The following is a 23,301-nucleotide window of genomic DNA, read 5'->3' on the forward strand; positions in this document are numbered from 1 at the left end:
TCCGACGGTGTAGGCAGTACCATTGAAAACTACTCTTCCAGGAACATCTTCCATATCGACAGAAGAAATATAACTGGGAACGCGAACAACATCAAAACCATCGACTAAAAGTTTGATGCTACCGTAACCGTTATCAAAGCCGGAGGGAAAAATTTTTTGTAAGGTGTGAATGTTGGTCATGGGGGTCAAGTGGGGTATAAAGTATGAATGAGTCAAAAATACCCTAAGCATCACCTATATATACCCTATATAGGAGGTAAAATGAGCATAAAAATTTTCAAGTATTTATAGGGTATATATAGCACCTACTTATACCCCATAAATTTTTGTAGACTGCTAACAATGTCAAATTTTGTACGCTGCTTTCACAAAAGCAGTAGAACTCATCCAACTGACTGTTTGATTGAGCAAGGAGCGCATAAATAGCTCATTGAGAGAATGTATTTCAAGAGATGTCAGATTCTGAGCTAGTCGCTCACCATAACTGGGTCGATTTGCATTAGCTCTAAACAAGCGCTCAATAAAGCCTGGGGTAATGTGTATTGGTGTTGTGTTCTGCTCAACTAATACTTCGACTGCTAACCCCGCATCTTCAAAAGCTTGCTGCAAATCAAAAGCATCCCAGTTCAACATCGGGTCTGATTGATTCGAGTAAATAGCCTCTTCAGCCGTAACTAAACGCTGATACAATTTTTTATCCAACTTTTCTGGCTCAATTAAGCGATAAAGCCTTTGTGTGTGGCGTGGGATTGATTCCGCCAGCAGTATTTTTCCTGAAGAAGGCAGTAATTTAGCTAGAATTTGGGCCGCGCTCGCTTTATCCGTTTGGGCAAACAATACATTGCGACCAATAATGTAGTCAAATATTACTCCTGGCGTTTGTGAAGCTAACACAGCAGGTAGTTCAGTGATTTGGGCATTTAATATCACTGGACGCATCAGTTCTGGAAGTGCTGCTGCTTGTTCAATTAGAGCAAGAGCATCATTTTGATTATTAACACAAGCATAAACTCCACCTTCCCCGACACGGCGGATTGCTTCCCAGGTGAGTAAACCACTACCTGCATTTAAATCCAAAACCAAATGATGACGTTGTAATTGGGCTAAGGTGAAAATGTGATCGCGTATTACTGCTAATTGCGTACCTACTTGCGAAAGAGTACGTTGTAGCCATAATTCACTAGTTCGGTCGATACTGCTATAAGTTAGTATTTCTAGAGGAGCAACACCCATTCCTTCTACTAAAGCAGCTAATTGAGCTTCACGGCGGCTGGCAACTTGAGCATTAATTTTTTCCTCCAATCCCTGCATTGATGGCTGATAAAATACTTGTCCTTGCAAGCTAGCAGGCAAGTATTGCTGCGCCACCCAATGGTCTCGGTAAGCGTGAGGATACAGATAGCCTGCTCCATGCCCAAATCCTTTTTTATCTCGATTAGCATCTTTGAGATGATTGGGGATATCTGCTGACCTTTCGCTCTCAACAGCTGCCAAAGCATCGAAAAAGCCCATAATGCTGTTGGACTTGGGTGCAGTTGCCAAATAAAGTGTTGCTTGCGCTAGGTGATATCGTCCTTCAGGCATACCGACGCGATCAAATGCTTCAGCGCAAGCATTGACTACAACAACAGCATTGGGGTCAGCTAGTCCCACATCCTCACTAGCAAGAATTAACATTCTGCGGAAGATAAAGCGAGGGTCTTCACCTGCATACACCATTTTCGCTAGCCAGTATAGTGCTGCGTCAGGATCTGAGCCGCGTAAGCTTTTGATAAAGGCGCTAATGGTATCAAAATGAGCATCACCTTCTTTATCGTATAAAACCGCTCGCTGCTGAATTGATTCTTCGGCGACTGCCAGGGTGATATGAATAACATCATTAGAAGTAGCTGATGTCGTCTCTACAGCTAATTCCAAAGCATTCAATAGTGAACGAGCATCACCATTGGCAACATTAACTAGGTGAGCTAACGCATCATCATCAATCTGCACTTTCAGCTTGCCATAACCACGTTGAGAATCATTTAGCGTTTGCTCAACAATCCGGTACAAGTCTTCACCCTGTAATGGTTTAAGCTGAAAAATCCGCGAACGACTGACTAGCGCTTTATTAACTTCAAAATAAGGATTTTCTGTGGTTGCGCCAATTAAAATGACTGTGCCATTTTCTACCCACGGCAGCAGTGCATCTTGTTGCGACTTATTGAACCGATGGACTTCATCCACAAACAGGATAGTCCTGCGGTTGTGGAATTTGCGTTGCTCTTGTGCGGTTTCAATGGCGGCGCGAATTTCTTTAACTCCAGAGAGTACGGCATTAATAGCAATGAAATGAGCGCGAGTTGTATTAGCTATCACACGCGCCAAAGTTGTTTTACCAGTACCTGGTGGCCCATAGAAAATTAGTGAGGATAGTTGGTCTAGACTTATGGCACGTCGCAGAAGCCTTCCTTGCCCAAGGATATGGTCTTGACCAACAAATTCATCAAGAGTCAAAGGTCGCATTCGGGCTGCGAGTGGAGCTTCCACTGCTGTGACTTGGGCTAAATGCTGATCGAATAAGTCCATTCAGTAAGAATCTCCACAGTAAATGTTAACGAAATAACACTTTAAACTCTATATATCTTTGAACGGATAGCAGTCACTAGCTCTGGATAAGGGCATCCTTGTTTCAGCCTTGCTTGCACATCTTTTAGTCTTTTTCATCCTCTGTTCTGCATTAATTAGAATTTTCCTTGGTGGGGATATAGAATCAGTAGTTCAAAACTTTTTCCTGGCTTTACATTTTCGTATTTTGCCTGTAAAGTCGCTTTACAAAGGCGAAGACTTGAACTTCAATTTGCAATAAAAGCAGAGAATTTAGCACATCATATATTGATATATGATATCCAAACAGTAAACGTCCGAATCTTAAAACAGCATTTAAAGCAAAACCATGCAAATTCGACTAGCTGTGATCAGCAATGCTGGGGGCAGTGGTAAAACTACACTTTCAGTTCATTTGGCTTATGAGCTAGCAAAACGTAAATATAATGTAGCTTTGCTCGACCTAGACCCCCAAGGTTCATTGACATTATTTTGTGGATTGAATCCACCAGAGCCAGAACAGACTTTAGCAGAGGTTCTTAAAGATAAATTTGAGGGTGCTTGGCCACTAACTCCATGCTGGAGTCAGTACACCAATAAAGTTGCCGTGTGTCAAGGAGGAATGATACTAACTGAGACGGCAGATGAGCTGGTGCTTCACAAACGAGGAGCTTACCTCTTAGCGGACTGCTTAACTGACTACCCATTAGAACAGGACGTAATTATTTTTGATTGTCCAGCAACTCTCGGTCCACTACCTTTAATGGCTCTAGCAGCTTGTACACATATGATTATTCCCGTACAGTTAGAGCCAAAATCAATTCAGGGAGCAGCACATCTATTGGAGTGGTACTACTACCATTGCAAATACTTGCGTTTAAACCCCACTCCTGAAATTTTAGGATTTATCCCTAATCAATATGATGCCCGCAGAAGTACTCATCGACAGATACTGGCAGCATTACCTGAACAGTTGGAACAAATGAAGATTCGAGCATTTTCACCAATTCGAGATAGTGCAGAATTTGTCAATGCTAGTGGTCAAGGGTTACCATTACATATTTATCGTCCTAGCCATCCTGCTAAGGATGATTTTCAGGAAATTACTTCTTATCTTACAAATTTAATTGGAAAGCCTAAGACAAGTAAAAGAACAAAATAATTATGTGTGCTCGTAAAACTCCTAATCTTACGAATTATTTTTCAGGTGCAAAGCAATCTCAGCATTTATCTGCCGCTGAGGAAGAGATACAGCAATTAAAAGCAGAAATTGAGGAACTCCGTTCTAAAAATTCTAGCGATCTAGAATTACAACTTAAAGAGTTACGAAAACAACTAGAGTCTCACTCAGGGATTCTATCGATTTCTCTCGAACAAATTGAGCCGAATCCAGAACAACCTAGACAAACATTTTTGCCTGAAAGTATTGAATCAATGTCTCGCTCTTTAAGTAGAGACGGACAACTACAACCCGTTATTTTAATTCAAAGAGGCAATCATCTATTAATATTCGATGGAGAGCGACGCTGGCGAAGCGCTAAAATTTTAGGTTGGCAAACTATACAAGCAGTAATAATTCCAGAACCAGTTTCTTTACATCGCAAAGCATTACTGACTTCTCTTCATCGAGAAGATCTTAATCCCCTGGATAAAGCAGAAGCGATTTTACGTGAAATATCCACAATTACTGAATTAGATGTTCAAGATATTCCGCGCCTTCTGTCAACAGTAATACGACGTTTGAACTCACAAAAGCGTATAAAGCCCGTTTTTGAACTAGTAACAGCTGATACAAAAAAACAAGAGCAAGAACTAGATATTTTAGATATAAGTGAGTCAGAGAGGGCAGTATTAAGAGTGTTGTTGGATTTACAACTAAATCCTGCTTCTATCGATGCCAACATTTTTCCCATGCTGTCTTTAGCAGAAGACCTAAAAATTGCAATCCGAAGCGGACTCAAAGGTGTTCATGCAATGGCATTACAAAAATTATCAGCCAAAAATTTAGGATTATCTGAACAAAAAGCCAAGTCCATTAGAGAAAAAACTACGCAGAAAGTAATATCTGAAAAATTATCTGCTATTGCTACACGAAAATTAGTTACTGAGGTGCTGGCATCTCAATCACAATCATCAGTAATAAATGATACTAATACTCAGGATGTAGCACAAACGTCTCATCGTTTGCAAAAACTTTCTTTAGAGTCGCTCAAGAAAGCAAATCCTTCTGAATTGCTACAGTTTAAAGAAGTATTATGTCAAAAATTAGCAGAAATTGAACAAGTACTAAAACAAAATTAATTTGTCTTTGGTCTACCGCTAATGCATGATAACCAGAGCTATGCTGTAGTCCTATCGCATATACATATGGCGATGATTATTTGCGCTCTGGTTCATAGATGAGCGCCACAACGTCTGAACTGAAAGGCTGTGCTTCCAGAAGCTTCAAAGTCGTGGTGGTATCATCTTGAAACAGGTGCTTGCCTTTGCCCACAACTACCGGATAAACAAGCAGCCGATAGATATCCTATTTTGATGCCGTCATTTTATCTGAGTGTGAACTGCAATGTCTACAACAGCGCCAAATGCTCGATTGATTTTGAAAACTTTACTACCACATCTTGTAGTAGCAGCCGCCTACGCCCGTTCTCTGCAAACAAAAATCGCTATACTTCCTGCCAAAGGACAAGGCGAAAACTTTTTTGCGACAGCATTAACTGATGCGGACTTAGCTATTCAAAATCTCGTGGAAGTAGTACTACTAGCGAATTTTCCAGAAATTCCCTTTTACGGCGAAGAATATGAGAGTTCTCGCAATACTAAATATTTTCATACTACCCAACTGAGTACAGAACATGATTACTTAATCACGCTAGACCCAATTGATGGTACTCGATTTTACATGGATGGGCATTCTAATTACCAGATTATTCTCAGTATTCTCAATCAGGATGACTATGAAGCAGTATTAGCAATTTCTCCTGCCCAAAATATTTATTATTATGCTCTTCGGGGCGAAGGCGCGTTTCAAGGAACATTGGAGATGAGCTTAGAAGCCTGTACATCTTTGCGTGTAATATCTTCTGCACCTCATGTATTGTTGGGATGGGGAATGAGTTCGTTAGCAACTGCGCTCAAAGAACAATATCAAGTCATTGATATCGCTAATGATTACTCTAATGATATTCAAATTCCTAATCTCAACGGTATCCTTAGTGGTGAATTAAGTGGAGCAGTTATTTCCTCGGGCAAATTTATTGACGGTGCTGCACTTGCTTTCATTGCCAGAGAAGCTGGTTGTATTGTTACTACTTTAGATGGCTCGAGCTTACCGCCACTACATACTTGTCTTGACTATAGTCTGCCTGGACTGATCGTAGCTGCCTCATCATCGATTTATCAAAATTTGCTAGCAGCAACACAAAGCTTACTTGTGTAAATGTGCTGGTTAAAAATTATGATTGAGAGAGGCTCGCTAGTACAATTGCTTGGAGATTCAAAAGCAATTCTGAAAAAATGCTCCTATCAGCATAGTGCAAGAAATTATGGGTAAAACTAAAAAATCAGAAAATGTTGCTAAAAAAGTAGTTAACTCTTCTGCAGATGGGTTATATGTGCTGGATGTATTTTTAATTGATGGCCCCATTACCGAGGAGTTTATTGCTGATAATTCAGTAGTGTCTCGAACTATTGAGATTAAAGGCAGTAATACTTTGCAGGAGCTTCATAAAATCATCTTCAAGGCATTCGACCGCGAAGAAGAGCATATGTATGAATTTCAAATTGGAGGAAATGGCCCGCAAGATCCAAATGCCAGAAGGTACGGTTTGAAACAAGCATTTTCCAGTTCCGGTTTGACACCAACGCCTACAGGCGATGTTTCTAGTACTTCAATTGCTGAGGTGGGCTTATCAATTGATGAGGCTTTTGGTTACTGGTTCGATTTTGGGGATGATTGGTGGCACCAGATTGATGTCACAAACATTTTAGACAAGGCCCCTGCGGGCAAGTATCCTAAAATTACTAAGCGAGTTGGGGCTAGCCCTCCTCAATACGCGGATTTTGAGTAGCAGAGAAAGTTAACCTATGAGGAGCGATCGCAACTGCAATCTTCGATTTCTAGCTAACTTGCTGCGGTGAGAGTGACTACAGGGACGCACCCTGACTTTAAAAGTCAAATTCTGTGATAACTAACAAATCACACGTAGTAAGACTTTTTCGATTATTCGGCATCTCCAATTAATGTGAATCCAGCCCAATTTTTGGGATTTGGATGTGTTTTCATGGTATCTAACATTGCTTGACGTAGCGCTTGGGCTTTATCAAGGTTGTTGTCCAGGTAATACTTGTAAAATTTGGTCATTAGTTCACCAGTGGGAGCATCAGGTACAGACCAAAGAGAAACCATAACGCTGGGAACTCCCTTGCCAATAAAACTACGCGACAAACCAAAGATACCATCTCCTCCAAGCATTTCTCCCCGACCCGTATCGCAAGCGCTAAGAACTACCAAGTCGGCATTAAGGTCTATTTTGTAAATTTCTTCCGCAGTCAGTAAGCCATCATTCGACTCCTCATCTCCAGAAGATGCCAGTACGATCGCACCTGGAATTGAGCCTAGTTGGGGGGTAGTGCCACGCATATTGGTGATTAAGCCGTGGGTTGCTAAATGAATCAATCGCGCTGTCTTCATTCGTCGCACTACTTCTGATTCTGTTGCTTGTGGCCCAATTAAAGCTTGGGTTTTAAGCTGTTTGGCGATCGCAATGGCTTCTGTTTCAGATGCGGGCAATGGATCGATGCGTATACTTTTAAATGTTGGATTGATTTTGCTGAGGTTTGGCATTGTTGGATTGCCCACAATCAATGCATCGTTAGCATTCCATGATTTACTTCTAGTTTTTTGCCGTGACTTGCTGGCGAAATCTAATACTTGTATGGATGGTGAGGTAAAAATAGTATGTTTTTCTATCAAGTATTTTCCTTTTGCATCTTGAAGTGCGGCAAAGGGGGTCAAAAATAAATCTCCTTGAGGAATAAAGATAACTCGCGCTTGAGGATTTTGTGGTAGAAAGTTTTCAATTGGCTCAATCAGTAGTTTATGTAGTTCCTGCAAGCGTGTTTTCTGTTCCTGTGGATTAATTTTGGCGACAATTTCGACATCACTACGACCTCTAGCACCGATCACATTTCGGCTGATGGTAATCAAATCACTCAAGGGTAGTTTAAGTTTTGCTAAGTCGATACTACGAAAATCTATTTTCCCATTGGGCTGAATTACCCAAATATAGAGTAAAGAGTCTTGAGGTTTATCAATATCTGGAATTAATGAATATTGAACTATTGTTGCATTTTGTGCTTTTGCAATTTCTTGAATGCGTGTGAGGTTAGGAGATTCAAAGCTTATTTTTTGTTTTGGTTCTTGGTTATTTGAAATTATTTTTCGATTAATTAATATTTCACCTAATGCTTGACTGCGGCTACGTTGAGAAACTTCTAGCGCTTCTTTGTTTTTACCTTGTTCAATCAATGCACGCTGTAGATAATGATAAATACTCTCTCTGGTGTAATATAGAAATGCAACGTCAAGACCTAAAGTTAAACCACTGGAGCTAGTGCTTGCTAAATGCTCTTTTCTATAAGCTTTACTTCCTTCCCATAGCTTAATCGCATCCGAAAAAGCTTTTTCAGCTTCGGCATATTTTCCTGTTTTGAGTAAAATTTTTCCCTGTTGTTCTAATGTTTTTTCTACGGCATAGGAATCGCCAGTTTCTTTTAATATAATTAGGGCTTTTTTATAGAGATTTAATGCTTTATCTGGCTGTTCTAAAAGCTCATACAGTAGCCCTTGATAACTCAGGATATTACCTTCTAATGCTCGGTCGTCTAATTCTTGAGAAATCGTTAATGCTCTTTGATAATACTCGATTGCAGCATCTATTTCCCCTCCGCGTAGATAAAGCAAGCCAGCAGATAATAATGGTTGAGATGCTCTAACTCCTAAAACGTATTTTTCATCTTCCAAATCAAATCCCAAATCAAAAGAAGTCAGAAGGTTGTAATAAATATACTCTAATAAATTTGCTATTGGTATTTTCTTTATTACAAAATTAACTTTGTTGCTAAAATCAATATTGATGGTTTTATTAACTTGCCTCTTTCTTGAAGTAAACATATGCATCAAGCTTAAGTAATCTAGCGCTTTTGCTGAGTGTTCTGAATTACCATAATTAACAATAACAAGTAAATTAGTTATCTGATCAACAGTACTATTTGGAAATCTCTCATAAATAGTACTATCATCTATCATTATGTTTGTCTTATTAGAATCATTTTGTTCTAATAATTTGTCATAATTGCTAATAGGTGAATTAATGATTTCTAATATGTTTATCTTTTTACCTTTTTGTACTAATAATAAACTGCGATGAGTTTCTAGAGCTTTGAAGTAATACCTCTGACTTATATATGCTGATCTAATGAATTTTATAGTATCTATTTGACCAGACATATTATTAAGCTTATGATAGATTATGAATGCTTCTTTATAAGCATCTAAAGCTTTAGAAGAATAGAAAATTTGTCTTTGATTGGAAACGCGCTTCAAACTATAGTATTTTCCTATTTTGATAAGAGTAGTTGCTACATTACTATCATCTTTTAAGCTTTTCATAAAGCTAGCTGTTTTCTGAAAATATTCAATTGTCTTGTCGAATTTGCCTAATTTATCCCAAGCAACTCCAATCTCGTAGAGAGTATTCGCAACTTCGGTATTATTTTTTAAATTTCTAAAAATAGTCAAAGCCTTTTGGTAAAACTCAATCGCTTCCTGATGCTTACCTTCCTCAGTATAAAATTTAGCAATGTTTAAAAGTACAGAAGCTTCTCCTGGTTGGTCATCAATTTCTTGGTAAATAGTTATTGATTGCTGATAAAATTGGAGTGAATTGTTATATTTTGCATCTCTAGTTGCATTTCTTGTTGACTTACCCCATTGCTGATAAGCATATGCAATATTGATTAAAAATTGACTTTCTTGTCTACGTATCTCTTTCAAACTAATTGCTTTATTGTCAACTGTTTTTAAAACTAATAATGCTTGTTGATAAAACTCAATTGCTTGAGAATATTCATTTAAATAATACCAAGAAACTCCTATAGAGTTTAGTGTATTAGCCACTTTGATTGCATCTTTTAAATTCTTAAAAATGGCTAAAGCTTTTTGATAAAACTTAATAGATTCATTATGCTTTGATAGCTTGCGATAAAGTATTGCTATTCTCTCCAGTGAAGAAGCTTCTCCTGGAGAATCATTTAAGTCTTGGTTGATTTTTAATACTTTTTCATAAACTCCAACAGCTTGTTCATAGTGTTCATATTTTGCATTGAGGGTTTTTTTAGGAGAGTCACCCAATAGCTCATAAGTAGAGGCAAGATTAGCTAAATATAAAGCTTCCTTACTTTGCCTATCTTTTAAAGTAATTTGTTTATCATCAACAGTTTTTAACACAGATAAGGATTGTTGATAAAACTCAATAGCTTTAGGGTATTCACCTAAATTAGTCCAAGCAACGGCTATATAATTGAGTGTGTCAGCCACTTGCAAGTTGTCCTTTAAATCTTGAAAAATGGCTAATAATTTCTGATAAGCTTGAAGTGCTTCTTTATGCTTTGATAGCTGACTATACGCTTGAGCAAGGTTAAATAAAAATAAACTTTGTTTTCGTTTAATATCTTGTATCGACATTTTTTTGCTATCAACAAGCTTAAGTGCCATTAATGATTGTTGATAATAGCTAATGGCTTTGGTATACTCACCTAAATTAGACCAAGATAATCCTATATAGTTGAGTGTGTCAGCCACTTGTAAGTTGTCTTTTAAAGATTGGAAAATTGCCAAAGATTTTTGATAAAAATCAATGCTTTTTTTATGCTTTAATTGCTTACTATATATTTCTGCAATTCTTCCATATAAAGAAGCTTGGTCATGAGCAGGTGCTAATTTCTGATAAATTGGCACTGCTTTTTTATAATACTCAATGGCTTTATCATATTTTTGGTTTTTGGTACTGTCTTGAGTTGAATCAGCAAATAATTCATAAGCATTAGCAAGATTTATTAAAAATTTACTTTCTTTGGTTTGTATGTCCTTAGAAGTAACTTGTTTTTTATCAACAAGTTTCAATAATAATAATGATTGTTCATGAGATTGAATTGCTTTGGGGTAATCTTCCAAATCTCTCCAAATAGTTCCAATCTTATTCATGAAATTTGCTGCTTCCAAGTTTTCGCCTATCTCCCGATAAATTGCCACTATTCTTTGATAGGATTCAATTGCTTGTTTATATTGTTTGGATTCATTATGAATATTACCTATTGATTCTAGTAACCAAACTCTCTCTAACGGCTCAATTTGACCTTGATAAGTTGATAATATTTGCTGAAATAAATCAAGTGCTTTCTCTTTCTCTTGTAATTCATAATATTCTATCCCAATCAGCGTCATAATTATCCTTTTTGTTCTGGGCAATTTACCTTGTTCTGCTATTTTCAAAGCTTGCTGATAGACTTCCAGTGCTTTTTTGGGTTGCTTTTGTTTACTATGAATTAACCCAAATCCAGTCATACTAAGCGCTTCTGCATCGCTATCTCCTTGCTGTTTTGCTGCTTGTATAGTGCGCTCAAATATTTGCCGTGCTTCCTCTAGTTTTTCTTCATGAACAAGTGACAAGCCTTTTTCAGCTTGTAGGATGAGTTCTGATTTTGGCTGTGTTTTTGTCTGAGCTATTACAACTCCTATTTGCGGAGAAAAAATAGGTGCAGCAGCAAAGGGGACTAAACCACAAAGCAACAGCAACAGATGAAAACAATATTTTTGAGGATACATGAACAACTCCTACGTATGATGATATTGAGACAAATGAATTATTTTTTTCTTGATTTTTATCTAAAAAGCGCAATGCAGAATAACTAAGATTCAACCACATTAATAATGGTTGAAATTGCTGCAAGTTGACTTTTAGCGACAATGCGATCGCCTGAACTTTCTACTCTAATACTCCGGGTATTTCGTTCTAAGTCCCCTAATAGCTCTTGCACCCACCCTAATGCTTGCTCACCCTCGATGTTTACAGGAGTTCTTCCACCAGGATTTGCTATATCTGCAATGCTCTTTAATCCTTTCAAAGCATCACGAATTGGCAAAAAACTTGCTAAGACCAAAATTTCTTGACTTCCCACTCCTTTAAGCTTGAAACTATAGCCATCACTTTCTTGAGGAGTAATAATCTCCTGTTGTGGTGCGAGAATGGCTTCTATTTCTGCCGAATTCCAGTAGGGGAAAAGCGGTGTTATTTTACCACTACTACCAATACTAATAACAGCTATATATAAGTTATTCTTTTCATTGTTACGTACTTTTACTTGTACATCTGTACCAGATAAAAACTGAGAAGGTGTGGTTCTTGTACTACTACCTTTAGGGATGATCGCAGTCGTAACATTCAATTTTGTACCATTGCCACCAAAAGCTGCATCACTGCCTGTAATCAGTTTCAATAGTTTGCCAGCTAATAATGATATTAAACGTCCTTGTAAGCGCTCAACAGCTGATGAAGCTGATTCTCCTGATTTTTGGAAAGTGTTGGCTAAAGGAGTGAGTCCTGGTAAAAACAGCCCAAAACTATCTACTGCTGGTAAATCTCGAATTTTCTTTGGTTTTACCTGTTGCAGATAGCTACTAGTCATCCTTCCCAGAATATATTCTGCCCCGGTTGAAACCACTTCGATCCGATCTATAGAAGCTAAAGAAGCTCTTGCTATTTCTAACTGCTCACCCAAGGAAACATCTAACCCAACCCGCAACTTAAGATTTTCGGGAATACCTCGTATCTTTTCTCTGAGCAGGACACCAAGTTGAACGTTTTTACTTTCCCCTTTAGTCAGTTTGCCATAACCGACCAAACCCTTTCTGTCCTGTTGCTCAATTTCGCCAATTTCTTGTCCCTTTGCATCAATTAACGCCCAAATAATTCCTTTTGGTTTTGCTTCTAGGCTCAAAGCAGAAATACCACCTAACCAATATTCTATTTCTCCACCAGGTTTTACCTTTCTCACAACCGCTTCAGCCCAGGGTTTGACGGGATTCAGGAAAAATGTTGGTTTTTGGCTGTTTGTTTCTGGATTAGCAGCAATTATAGGAGTTTGATACATTGATGACTTAATAGCAAGATCATTGGTACTACGCTCTAAATTCACAAAAGTATTACCTATACCTTCTACAGAACTTGCTTGCCACAAATAACGAGTAAGGATATAAGTAAAGGCTCCACAGTGAAATGTATCATTATCAAACTTCGCTTCTGCCGCAAATTGGTCAAATTGAGCCGAACCAATTGCCACACCTTTAGCAATACCCTGACGGCGCATATCATAAAGCTTTGCTTCCGATAGCTGCAAGTCTTTCATCCACCGTCGCTGAAATTCTAATTCCGTTTCACTTGGTTGAGCCGATTCCCCACTATCAAGTCGAGACGAAACAGCACGAAATACCAAATCACCCCGCGTACCTCCCCCTGAGTGACAGCTATCTAAAATTGCTGTGACGTTGTTAGTTTTTAGGGCATACATCAACAAAAATAAACTCCGCCCCATAATATCTTGAACTACATCGCTACGTTCTGTATTTCGGTCACGAGGTACAAGTGTACCGTTAAGCTTGTTGGTATTAGGAACTACTTCGCCATTGATAATTAGTTCCGGAATCGGATAGGGATCGATAATCCGCGAGCCATGTCCGGAAAAATGAAAAACAACTACATCTCCTGGTTTTGCTTGGTCAATTAAATGGGTTTGAAATTGATCTAAAATATTTTGCCGTGTTGGCTTTAAATCTGCTTCATCTGTAATGACAACGATATCTTTGGGATTAAAGCCAAAGCGATGTACCAGTAATTCATATTGCATTTCTACATCACTGAGACAACCTTTTAGGGATGGGATACCTGATGGATAGGAATTTACACCAACGAGTAAAGCTAACTTTCGTGGGGTATTTTGAGCAATTACTTGAGCATAGCGATTAGCTTGCTGGGTAAAATTTGATTGACTTAGTGCGATCGCGCTGAGTGTAGAACCAGCAAATTGGAGAAAATGGCGACGTTTGATGGGAGGCATTATCGAACTTCCTTTCTTGAGTTAGCTTGAAAATCGCTTGATTGGCACAAATAGCATCTAGTTACTCCTAGTATTTTTACGGAGAAATACTAAATTATTGTCTTACAGATATGTAGGCAGGTATAAAATTTTTTGTGCGTAGGCGTAGCCCGCCGCAGGCATCGCCAACTAGACTATACAGATGCAAAATCACAGGTTTTGACAGTTGTGCAAACATTGATGTGGCAGTAGTTCCAGTTCTCTAACTAATCAGCCCTGGAACATCACCACTTATCCCTATCTGTTCTTTACAGCTTGCACCGCAGCATCAGCATTAACTAAACCACGACCGAAGAAATACTCTTGGGCGGAAACAGGTTTCGCCTTAGGGAAAATACCAGAAGGTCGCGAAACTGGAGCATCTACAACAGTTCCAAAGCCGACTTCCTTCTGCAACCTATAGCGATTAGCATCCGCTTTAGAAAGGTTTAGCCCATCATAGGTCGCAGTCTGATTGAGAATTGAGACAATTTCATCGCGACTCAAACGCCGTTTTGGATCTTCTCCCTTCATCAGGGCCACTACTCCTGAAACAATGGGAGCCGAGAAAGAAGTCCCCTGTACCTGGACATACTTACCTAAGGGGTCTAACGCCAAACCCCAGGCGTAATCTGGTACAGACATTCCCTGCCAAAAACCATCCAACCAAGTACCACCTGTTGTTAAAATTCCACCACTGAGACTATTTTGGATTTCGCCGCCGGGTGCGACTAAATCTAATCCACCGCCATAACTGCTGTAGAAGGTGCGATTACCCGTCATATTTGTGGCACCTACTGATACAACCCCAGGAATACCAGCCGGGAATCCGACTCCATCCAAATTTTCATTACCAGCAGAAGCAACTATTACCAAATTACGATGAGCATCCAACACATCAAAAATTTGCTCGGTTAATCCCTCATCAGGAAGCAAACCACCCAAACTCATATTGATCACATCAACATTTCTACTGGCAGCATAACCAATGGCTTCGGATAAACTTGCCATATTAATCGCACCACGTAAACCAAAAACCCTAACTGGCAAGATTTGGGTATGAGGAGCAACTCCCAGAATACCTGCTTTATCTTCCGAATTGGCAGCAATCACACCCGCAGCCCAAGTACCGTGAAACTCGCTACCAATTTCAGCACGAATCAGATTGCGAATGCGATGAGCAATTTCACTGTCTGAAGCTTTAGGGTAACGCTGTTTTAAAATACCGGAAAGCTGTTGATATTTCTTTAATAATTGGTCAGATGGTAATTTAAAAGTGTCTTGAAATTCTGCTTGAATCTGTGACATTTCTTGAGAACTCAAGCGTGTATCAGCGTCACCTTCACCTTGGCTAGAAAAATCCCAGCCATATTCCTCACCAGGTAATTTATCAGAGCGATCGCCAGATTTATAGGTCTTCTTCACCAAGTCGGGATGATCCCATTGAATTAAGCTATCAATTACTGCCACAACAACCCCACGTCCGCCATTACTGTTGCGCCAGGCTTCCGTAGCGCGAATATCAGTCCGAGCTAACAGCTGACCCCGCCGAGGAGTACTATTTAAATGCCATTGCAAAGGTAGTAAGTTGGAAGAAATCGGAGTATCTTTTGGTTGGGGTAACTGTGCCAACTGCTGTTGTAAGCGTTCGGCGGCGTGAGGAGTTTCTGGTAAATTGGCTGCTGTTGCCAGCAATTGCGACATATGATCGGAAGTCGCTTGAATAAAATTCGGTGTTGCTGATTGCACTCCTGCTACTTGAGTCAGTTGATTAGCTACATGCAAAATTTCAGTGCCAGATACTGATTTAGAACGCACTAAGTAGCGGTTTTTACTAAATCTCAACGGGCGAAGTACTTCTAAATTGTGGCGCAACAGGATAATTTGCCTTTGACTCTCGGACATCTCACCTGCAAAACTAATGACAATCTCGTTGGGTAGTACAATAACTGACTCAGATTTTGTTTCTGGAGATGCTGACTGTGATTTACGTGATAAGATAGGTAATATTTCTTGCACGTAAGGCTGTTTTTGAATCTGCAGTTGAACTGTATTCAAGGAAGCACGAGTACCAGAAGGTAGGTTAACAAGGGCGATGTTTTCTCCTAAAGGTTTAACATCTACATCAGAGCGATGATTACTACCAATGCTGCGAGTATTACCGCCACCACGTCGTAAATCTTGTTGCAACTGTAAGTATAAAGGTTGGATAGAGCGAGAGCGTGTATTCCTGGGTTTAAAGCTCACAGCTACGGTATCACGGCGCAAATCCAAAGGAATTTTTTGCCCATAAAATGTATAAAACAATTCATCTGCTGTTTGTGCCTGCGCGAAATCACGGTATTGCTGAGGAAGCAGAGAAAAGCTGGTAGCACTGAAAAAACAACCTGCCAAAATCAGACTGGAAATCAAACGTCTCATAAGTGCGAACTGAGGATTAATTTTTCTGGATATGTGTATTTCTGAGGATTTGGAGGATATGCAATTTTTCAGCACTCAAGACTGGTGCAAAATTGCATAAGGTCGATTTCCTCAGAAGTACTAAAAAATGAAGGCTCAAGTTTTAAAAGGCAGAAGGCAGAGGGCAGAGGGCAGAAGGTTTTATTCAGATCGGAGTCGGAGTAACACCCCTCCTGTTGGAAGTCTTAAACCCTTGTTCCTTAAGGTCGCCGGCAGAGGGGGCATGACAGGTACGCAGGGTTAGGAGTAACTGCCGTGGCAGGAAGCAGAATTCCCTTCTGCCTTCTGCCTCCTGCCCTCTGCCTTTCCCAATAACTGTTAAATCAGGTACTCAGTATGGAATCTCAAAAAATGGCTGCACTTGCGTTGAAGAGCATCGGCAATGTGACAATTAACAATGACCAATAAATACAAATACTTATGAGCGAGGCTTCAAGATATTGGCAATTGGTGAGAATTGATGCGGGAGGGAACCGGAGAATTCAACAGATACCTGCTGCGAAGTCGTTTTACGCACAAGTATTTGAGCATTTGACACCAGATGATTTACCAGATGCAGACATCCAGCGTCAATTGCTAGATTTATATCGCCATAGTTCTGGCGAGACTGCTTTACTAGCAGAACGTTGTTTGCTGTGTTTTCTATCTTGGATTCTCGAGCAAGGATGTCTGCAATTAGAAAGAAAATTTGGTCAAAACCATAATTTTACTGCTAGCGATTTGTTCCCTTATGTCTTGGATGATGATGGTAGATTATCAACAGCAAGTTCTTATAAATGCTTCTCGCAAAAAATTCTCCAGAGTTTTGATCCGCAACAAAGTAGTCTGACTACTTGGGCGATAATGAAATTAAAGCAACAGCCTGACTTGAATAAATTTTTATTAGAATGCGGTCTTTATTTAATTAGTAATTGGGCGATTTTAAATGATACTCAACCTAAACAGTTAGAACGCATTTTCAAAGAATTTCATATTTTTAGGCAGGGTGGTTTTAGCAACGCAGCAATTAAAGAAGCGCAATCTATTTTAGAAAGCTATCATAATGTCTACCGCTTGCAAAGACTGCAACAACGGAGAAAAGGTTTGAGGAGTAAATGTATTGCGCCTGATACTCAACAATTACAAGATATCGCCCAAGATATTCAAAAGCATACAGGTCAACTTTTTGAGATTGAGGTTTTGAGTCAGAAACTACAAAAGCTGGCTGCTCAATTGCGCGAGTACCGAATTTATGTTCGGGGTGGTTCTGTACAGACAAGTTCTCTAGACGCTGTGTATGGAAGCAAGTATAATTCTTTGATAGAAGAAATCCCGGCGACTGAAACTAATAATATTGTAGAAAAAAACGACGAACAAACCGAATTTTTGCAGTTTTATCGCCAGCAATTTCAACTTTGCTTACAACAAGCTTTAGCCCAAGTTACAGAATCGCGAGTTAGATATTTAGAACGGAAGAAAGGCGATAAAGCCAAGATGTTTTTAACTGCTCTGGAACTATCTCAGTGTCAAAAATTAGCAATGAAGGAAATTGCTGAGTTCTTGGGATTGAGAGCGCAATATTCGATAACGAAGTTATTAAAATTACAAAACCTGCGGACTGATGTGGAACAGGAAATGTTGGTGATTTTAAAAGATTCTGTGATAGAAAAAGCCAAAGTATATGCTGATATCCAAGCTTTGAAAAACCTAGATAAGCAATTGGAGGTTATTTTTTTAGAAGAAATTAGACAGATGATGAAAAATTCCGAGATTCAATCAAGAACAATGAAAACTCACCTAAAAGCTGATATTTTCGCCGAACGGTTATGTGAATATCTCCAAAATAGAAAAACGAATTAAACCAAAATTATGACAAATTTATTAAGTAATATTCCTCCCATGTCTTACCTTGATTTTGATGCTTTACCAACTTCAGCAGTTATTCTTTCACCTGATGAGATTGACCAAGCCGCAGTCTTCAGTAATCAAGTTATTAATGAATCTAAGCAATGGCAAGCTTATCTTCATTATTTAGCTTTATCAGCTTTTGAGCAATGGCTACAAGAAAGAGCAGAATCTTTAACTATTAATCGCGAGCAATGTACAATTCTACAACCAGTTTTAGCAAATTTTATTAGTGGCGTTGCTAATTTACAAGTAGGAGCATTCAAAGTCTGTTTAATTGCTACTGGTAGCTTGAGCGATGAAATGGTGAATATTCCCAGAGTAGTTGTAGATTTACCAGAGTTTATTCCCCACTTTTATGTTTTAGTGGAGGTGTTGGAAGAACAAGAAGCAGCGAATGTTTATGCTTTTTTAAGCTATGAAGAATTACAAGATAATTTACAGACAACCTCTTTACAGTCAGATTGGAATTATCAACTTCCAATATCCTGTTTTGATAGTAATCCAGACCGTCTCTTGCTTTATCTACGATGTTTGGAATCATCAGCAATCTCTTTACCTGTAATTCCATCCAATCGTAGTGCGATTTTAGCAAATATACAAAATCAGTTGGTGGAATTATTACCTCAGTTACAATCACCAAAACGGGAATTGTTTGAAGTTTTAACTTGGGAACAAGCTGCTGCTGTTTTAACGAGTCCAGAATTAATCAATTGGGTTTACACATTACAAACACAAGCAGCTAAAGAGAATCTAGAGACGGGTAGCGCCAAGCCAGAATCAACAGATGCTTTTGCGTCTCTACAAGATGTAATTAAATTAATTACCCAACCTGCTTTAAATGCTGGACGTTGGTTATGGGATGAGTTGGATGATTTAGCTGCTTCACTTTCTTGGGTGCTGTTACCCAGTTTTGCAGATGCTTCCCAAATGCGTCCAATACGTAGTCCAGAGGAAGAATTTGAGGTAATAGCCACTCAATTACGACAGAGGGGTTTAGAAATTCCCGTACAAGCGCGGGGTGCGTATCAAGATTTACTTTTAGCTGGGATACCTTTGCGGTTGTATGCTGTGACTTGGCATTTACTATCGGAATCTGACAAGCCAGAGTGGAGTTTGTTACTAATTTTAGGCGCACCTGCTTTAAGTAGTTTACCGTCTGGGATTAAACTTAGGGTCAGCGACCAAACAGGTATTTTGGATGAACCGGGATTAAATGCAGAGAGTGAAGATTCTTATATATTTACCCGTGTGGTTGGTAATTGGGATGAGAAGTTTTTGGTGAGTGTGAGTTTGATAGATGGCGTTGAGGTGACTTTACCACCCTTTGCTTTTAATTTGGAGCGGTTACGGAATTGACGTGATTGGATATCAGAAACTGGGCGATCGCTCTGACAATACTACTCTTGGGAGGATAATTGCAATAAGCGAGTAATTGTTGCGAATGTCCGGTATGCTTTGGTATTTTCTTCACAATATCTTTAAATAGCTTGTGATCTCCAGTATTTATACGGTCTGTCACATCAAGGTATCGTAATTATGCTGAGGTCATTTTTAAATTTTGGCATAACCTGGTTTGTCCTCAGAAATATAAGAGATTGAGTAATCAATCTTCTGTAGCCATATCAAGAGGAATAACCAATGTTTAAGAGTTTGAAGAGTTTCGCCCTAGTTAGTTTAGTGTTTTCACTGACTTGTGGTGTTGGGTTAGCGGCGAATGATGTGATAGTGAAGCATACTTTGGCACAAACTGCAACAAGTTCAGATACTAAAGCAGATGCAGATAAGTTGTTTGAGGAAGGTGTTCAGCAGTTTCGTCGTGGGGAGTATCCCAAAGCATTGCAGACTTATCAACGGGTATTGGAGATTCGGCGACAATTGGGGGATAAAGTAGGGGAAGCTGCGACTTTAAATAAATTGGGTGAGGTTTATAACGGATTGAATCAACCTACCCAAGCTTTGGAAGTTTTGCAGCAAGCTGTAAATCTGTATCAAGTGATTAAAGATAAAGCTGCTGTTGGGGAAGTTTTGGATAATATCGGCACGAGCTATAGATTAAATTTTGATGCTACTAAGGCATTAGAATTTTTCCAACAAGCTTTAACAATTCGTCGGCAAGTTAATGATAGACAAGGTGAAGGTAAAACTCTCAGTAATATTGGATTTACTTACAGTAATCAAGAGCAATATCCTAAAGCTTTGGAAACTTTACAGCAAGCTTTAGCTATTCATAAAGAAGTAAAAGATAATTATCGGGAAGCATATACATTAATTAGAATTGGAATAGTTTATAGTAATTTGCGTGATTACAAACGTGAATTTGAGTCCTATGAACAGTCATTAAAAATAAGTAAAACCCTCGAAAATAAAGACGGAGAGTTGAGAGTTTTATTTAATCTAGGATGGCACTACAACAGTCAGGAAGATTATGTTCGTGCTGTGGATTATTGGCAAAAATCATTAATACTAGCGCGAGAAATTCAAAATAAATTATTAGAAGCTAGTAGCTATGAAAATATTGGTGATACTTACTCTGTTCAAAAAGAATATGGAAAATCTATTGAATTCTATCAGCAAGCATTAGCTGTAGCGAGAGAACTCAAAGATAAATCAAAGGAAGCAGATATTCTTAAAATGATAGGGAATGTTTATTTTTTTCAAAAACAGTATAAGCAAGCTAGTCAAATATATGAACAAGCATTAGTAGTAGCTAGAGAAGCTAAAAATAAATCACGAGAAGCCAATATTCTGGCAGTAATTGGAGATTTTTATGTTCAACAAAAACAATATTCACAAGCGATTGAAACTTATCAAGAAGCATTTAGTGTAGCACAAGAATTAAAAAATAATTCTCTAAAAATAGGTATTCTTAGAGAATTAGGAAATATTTACTTCCAGCAAAATCAGTACGAACAAGCAATTAAAACCTACAAACAGGCATTAGGTATTGCTCGAGAGGAAAAAGATAAATCTCTAGAGATTCGTATTTTAGGAGAGATTGGAGATGCTTATAAAGATCAAAAAATGTATGACAGCGCACTTCCATTTTATCAGGAAGCCCTACCACTTCTATCAGCAATTGAAGATAACGTATTCAAAGCAAATTTTCTAATTGTTATCGGTCAAACTTATTTATTTCAAGATAAAGACGACCAAGCAATTGAATTATTTCAACAAGCATTAAAGATTTATCATACACTGCAAAATAAAGAAGGACAACTGACTGCTTTGCAGAAAATTGTTGCAGGACATAATTCTAAAGCTGTAGACTTCTTTGTTAGAGAATTATATAGTCAAGCGAAATTTGAATATTCCCGTGTCATAGAACTAGCTCCATCAGTTATTAATCTTGCAAAAGAACTAAATAAACCAAAAATTCAAGCATCTACTTTGGCTGATTTAGGTGCTGCTTATGCTTTTATACGTGAAAATAAAAAGGCAGTTGAAACTTTACAACAGGCTGCCAAGATGGCTCGTGATCTGAAAGATTTAGTCACTGAAGCAACAGCTTTAGGAACCTTAGCCAACATTTATCGGTATCAAGGGGAACATCATAAACAATTAGAAGCAGACCAACGATATTTAGAAATAAAAAGAGAAGAAAAATCAAAATCAACTCAAGAATATGGTTTATTGGGAGAAGTATTTGCTTTAAAATCTGTAGCTAGTACTTATAATGTTTTGGGAGAGCATGAAAAGGCAGTTGCAACATATCATGAGGCTTTGCTTATAGCCCAGCAAATAAATATTGATAAATTACCATCCAATGTTCGGGATAATGCTGTCCAAGCGGAAATTTCTGCTTTGGGAGGTCTACAAACAAGTTATAGTGTCCTTGGAAAATCTAATCAAGCTTTAGATTTTGCCCAACAAGCTGTCAAAAAAGCTCAGGCATCAGGTATAAAAGAATATTATGCAGAAGCTTTAATTGACTTAGCTAAATCATACAGTGATGACTTCAAAGATTTTCCTAAAGCAATCGATATATGTAAGCAAGCTTTGACTATAGCTCAACAAATCAAAGAACCTAAAGTTGAAGCACAAGGATTAACACAACTCAGTAATATTTACACCAAACAGGGTAATCATACTTCTGCCCTAGAATCTGCACAACAACTTTTGACTTTAGCCAAGCGAGTAGAAAGTCCCTCTCTGGAAGAAGATGCTTTAAATAACTTACGAGATATTTACTTTAGTCAGGGTAACTTTAGTAAATCTCTAGAGATAGCACAACAAAATCTGCAAATAGTACAAAGCAAAATGGTTGGGAATGAAATTATTGTTTTGCTAAATCTTATTGAGAATTACATTTATGTAGGTGACACAAATAAAGCATTTGAGACAGCACAGCAAGCTTTAGCTTTAACAAGAAAGCAGTCAAATTTATTGTTTGAACCAGGTATTTTAGTATATCTCAGCAAAGTATATAAATTCCAAGGAGAATATGACAAGGGTATTAAAACAGCAGAGCAAGCAATAAGTATTTCACGTCAAATTAATAATTTTACTTTAGAAATCGAGTCTATAGCGGCTTTAGCTACTATTTATGAAGCCACAGGACAGTACCAACAAGTGACGGCTTTTGGTGAACCTTTACTTGGTAAAATTCAAAAGTTAAATAATCCAGTCAGAAAAGCAGAAGTTTTAATTGTTGTAGGTAAAGCATACGGATTAACTGGTCAATATAGTAAAGGTAAACAATTAGTTGAACAAGGTTTGACAACAGCCCGTGAGCTAAAAAATCCACTATTGGAAGTCCACGCTTTGACAGCATTAGGTAGTATTTACAGTTCCCTGAATAATTATGGACAAGCTTTAGATTTAACAAAGCAAAGTTTAAAAATTGCAGAGCAACTCAAAAGTCCTATCATTCAAGTTGATACCTTATATTTTTTGGGAGAGATTTATAGCAAACTAGGAGACTACAAAAATAGTGCTAAGTATTATGAACAAGCATTGACGATAGTGAAGCAATTCAACAATCGTCAGGGTGAAGGTACACTATAAAAGGTAATAACTCTACCAACATAAATATTGATAAACGTGGTGCTTACTTAGAACCAGGTGCATTACCCAGAAATGAACAGCGAAAAAGTAGTTACTCCCACCCCTACTACTGGGCACCATTTATTTTAATTGGTAACGGTTTATAAACAACATCAGAGATGCAATGAATCG

General features: G+C 38.3%; 11 protein-coding genes and 1 pseudogene. 7 read left to right on the plus strand and 5 right to left on the minus strand.

Going from position 1 to position 23,301, the window contains the following annotated elements; genetic code table 11:
• Together AACU25_RS34415 and AACU25_RS34420 are read right to left on the minus strand one after the other, a co-directional pair.
• Positions 1-180: pseudogene (locus tag AACU25_RS34415) on the minus strand (ParM/StbA family protein); the annotation flags it as partial.
• 165 nt (positions 181-345) lie between these two features.
• Positions 346-2,568 carry an AAA family ATPase gene (locus AACU25_RS34420; RefSeq protein ID WP_096584496.1) on the minus strand — a complete coding sequence of 741 codons (2,223 nt, stop codon included), beginning with the start codon at positions 2,566-2,568 and terminating at the stop codon, positions 346-348.
• A gap of 367 nt (positions 2,569-2,935) precedes the next feature.
• Here AACU25_RS34420 and AACU25_RS34425 point away from each other — a divergent pair, with 367 nt between their 5' ends.
• The 4 genes from AACU25_RS34425 (at position 2,936) to AACU25_RS34440 (ending at position 6,656) form a co-directional block, all read left to right on the plus strand.
• Positions 2,936-3,748, plus strand: a complete 813-nt coding sequence (locus AACU25_RS34425; RefSeq protein ID WP_096584499.1) for a ParA family protein — start codon at positions 2,936-2,938, stop codon at positions 3,746-3,748.
• A 2-nt stretch (positions 3,749-3,750) separates the two neighbouring features.
• Positions 3,751-4,887 (plus strand): ParB/RepB/Spo0J family partition protein, encoded by a 1,137-nt coding sequence (locus tag AACU25_RS34430; RefSeq protein WP_096584502.1) that lies wholly within the window; start codon positions 3,751-3,753, stop codon positions 4,885-4,887.
• A gap of 265 nt (positions 4,888-5,152) precedes the next feature.
• A complete protein-coding gene (locus tag AACU25_RS34435; RefSeq protein ID WP_096584505.1) occupies positions 5,153-6,025 on the plus strand; it encodes an inositol monophosphatase family protein in 873 nt (290 codons plus the stop codon).
• Positions 6,026-6,131: 106 nt separating this feature from the next.
• Complete coding sequence (locus AACU25_RS34440) at positions 6,132-6,656, plus strand: plasmid pRiA4b ORF-3 family protein (RefSeq protein ID WP_096584507.1); 525 nt, start codon at positions 6,132-6,134, stop codon at positions 6,654-6,656.
• A gap of 152 nt (positions 6,657-6,808) precedes the next feature.
• On the opposite strand, the gene AACU25_RS34445 is transcribed toward AACU25_RS34440, so the two are convergent.
• The 3 genes from AACU25_RS34445 to AACU25_RS34455 all read right to left on the minus strand — a co-directional run bounded on the left by AACU25_RS34445 (position 6,809) and on the right by AACU25_RS34455 (position 16,200).
• Positions 6,809-11,473 (minus strand): CHAT domain-containing protein, encoded by a 4,665-nt coding sequence (locus AACU25_RS34445; protein WP_096584510.1) that lies wholly within the window; start codon positions 11,471-11,473, stop codon positions 6,809-6,811.
• 83 nt (positions 11,474-11,556) lie between these two features.
• Positions 11,557-13,761 carry a caspase family protein gene (locus tag AACU25_RS34450; RefSeq protein WP_096584513.1) on the minus strand — a complete coding sequence of 735 codons (2,205 nt, stop codon included), beginning with the start codon at positions 13,759-13,761 and terminating at the stop codon, positions 11,557-11,559.
• A 276-nt stretch (positions 13,762-14,037) separates the two neighbouring features.
• Positions 14,038-16,200, minus strand: a complete 2,163-nt coding sequence (locus AACU25_RS34455; protein WP_096584515.1) for a S8 family peptidase — start codon at positions 16,198-16,200, stop codon at positions 14,038-14,040.
• Between the two features lie 459 nt (positions 16,201-16,659).
• On the opposite strand from AACU25_RS34455, the gene AACU25_RS34460 reads away from it, so the two are divergent.
• The 3 genes from AACU25_RS34460 to AACU25_RS34470 all read left to right on the plus strand — a co-directional run bounded on the left by AACU25_RS34460 (position 16,660) and on the right by AACU25_RS34470 (position 23,130).
• On the plus strand, positions 16,660-18,078 hold the full coding sequence (locus tag AACU25_RS34460; protein ID WP_096584518.1) for a hypothetical protein: 1,419 nt from the start codon (positions 16,660-16,662) through the stop codon (positions 18,076-18,078).
• 9 nt (positions 18,079-18,087) lie between these two features.
• Positions 18,088-19,482, plus strand: a complete 1,395-nt coding sequence (locus tag AACU25_RS34465) for a DUF1822 family protein (RefSeq protein ID WP_190445585.1) — start codon at positions 18,088-18,090, stop codon at positions 19,480-19,482.
• Positions 19,483-19,764: 282 nt separating this feature from the next.
• The gene (locus tag AACU25_RS34470; protein ID WP_096584521.1) at positions 19,765-23,130 is read left to right on the plus strand and encodes a tetratricopeptide repeat protein; all 3,366 of its coding nucleotides are present in this window, start codon (positions 19,765-19,767) and stop codon (positions 23,128-23,130) included.
• Positions 23,131-23,301 lie beyond the last annotated feature (171 nt).

It is taken from the genome of Tolypothrix tenuis PCC 7101, assembly GCF_963874875.1.
In the GTDB taxonomy this organism is placed as follows: domain Bacteria; phylum Cyanobacteriota; class Cyanobacteriia; order Cyanobacteriales; family Nostocaceae; genus Aulosira; species Aulosira tenue.

Bases quoted from the DNA above. Each gene is read 5' to 3' on its own strand.
- AACU25_RS34420 (WP_096584496.1), bottom strand. From the start codon at position 2,568: ATGGACTTATTCGATCAGCATTTAGCCCAAGTCACAGCAGTGGAAGCT.
- AACU25_RS34425 (WP_096584499.1), top strand. From the start codon at position 2,936: ATGCAAATTCGACTAGCTGTGATCAGCAATGCTGGGGGCAGTGGTAAA.
- AACU25_RS34430 (WP_096584502.1), top strand. From the start codon at position 3,751: ATGTGTGCTCGTAAAACTCCTAATCTTACGAATTATTTTTCAGGTGCA.
- AACU25_RS34435 (WP_096584505.1), top strand. From the start codon at position 5,153: ATGTCTACAACAGCGCCAAATGCTCGATTGATTTTGAAAACTTTACTA.
- AACU25_RS34440 (WP_096584507.1), top strand. From the start codon at position 6,132: ATGGGTAAAACTAAAAAATCAGAAAATGTTGCTAAAAAAGTAGTTAAC.
- AACU25_RS34445 (WP_096584510.1), bottom strand. From the start codon at position 11,473: ATGTATCCTCAAAAATATTGTTTTCATCTGTTGCTGTTGCTTTGTGGT.
- AACU25_RS34450 (WP_096584513.1), bottom strand. From the start codon at position 13,761: ATGCCTCCCATCAAACGTCGCCATTTTCTCCAATTTGCTGGTTCTACA.
- AACU25_RS34455 (WP_096584515.1), bottom strand. From the start codon at position 16,200: ATGAGACGTTTGATTTCCAGTCTGATTTTGGCAGGTTGTTTTTTCAGT.
- AACU25_RS34460 (WP_096584518.1), top strand. From the start codon at position 16,660: ATGAGCGAGGCTTCAAGATATTGGCAATTGGTGAGAATTGATGCGGGA.
- AACU25_RS34465 (WP_190445585.1), top strand. From the start codon at position 18,088: ATGACAAATTTATTAAGTAATATTCCTCCCATGTCTTACCTTGATTTT.
- AACU25_RS34470 (WP_096584521.1), top strand. From the start codon at position 19,765: ATGTTTAAGAGTTTGAAGAGTTTCGCCCTAGTTAGTTTAGTGTTTTCA.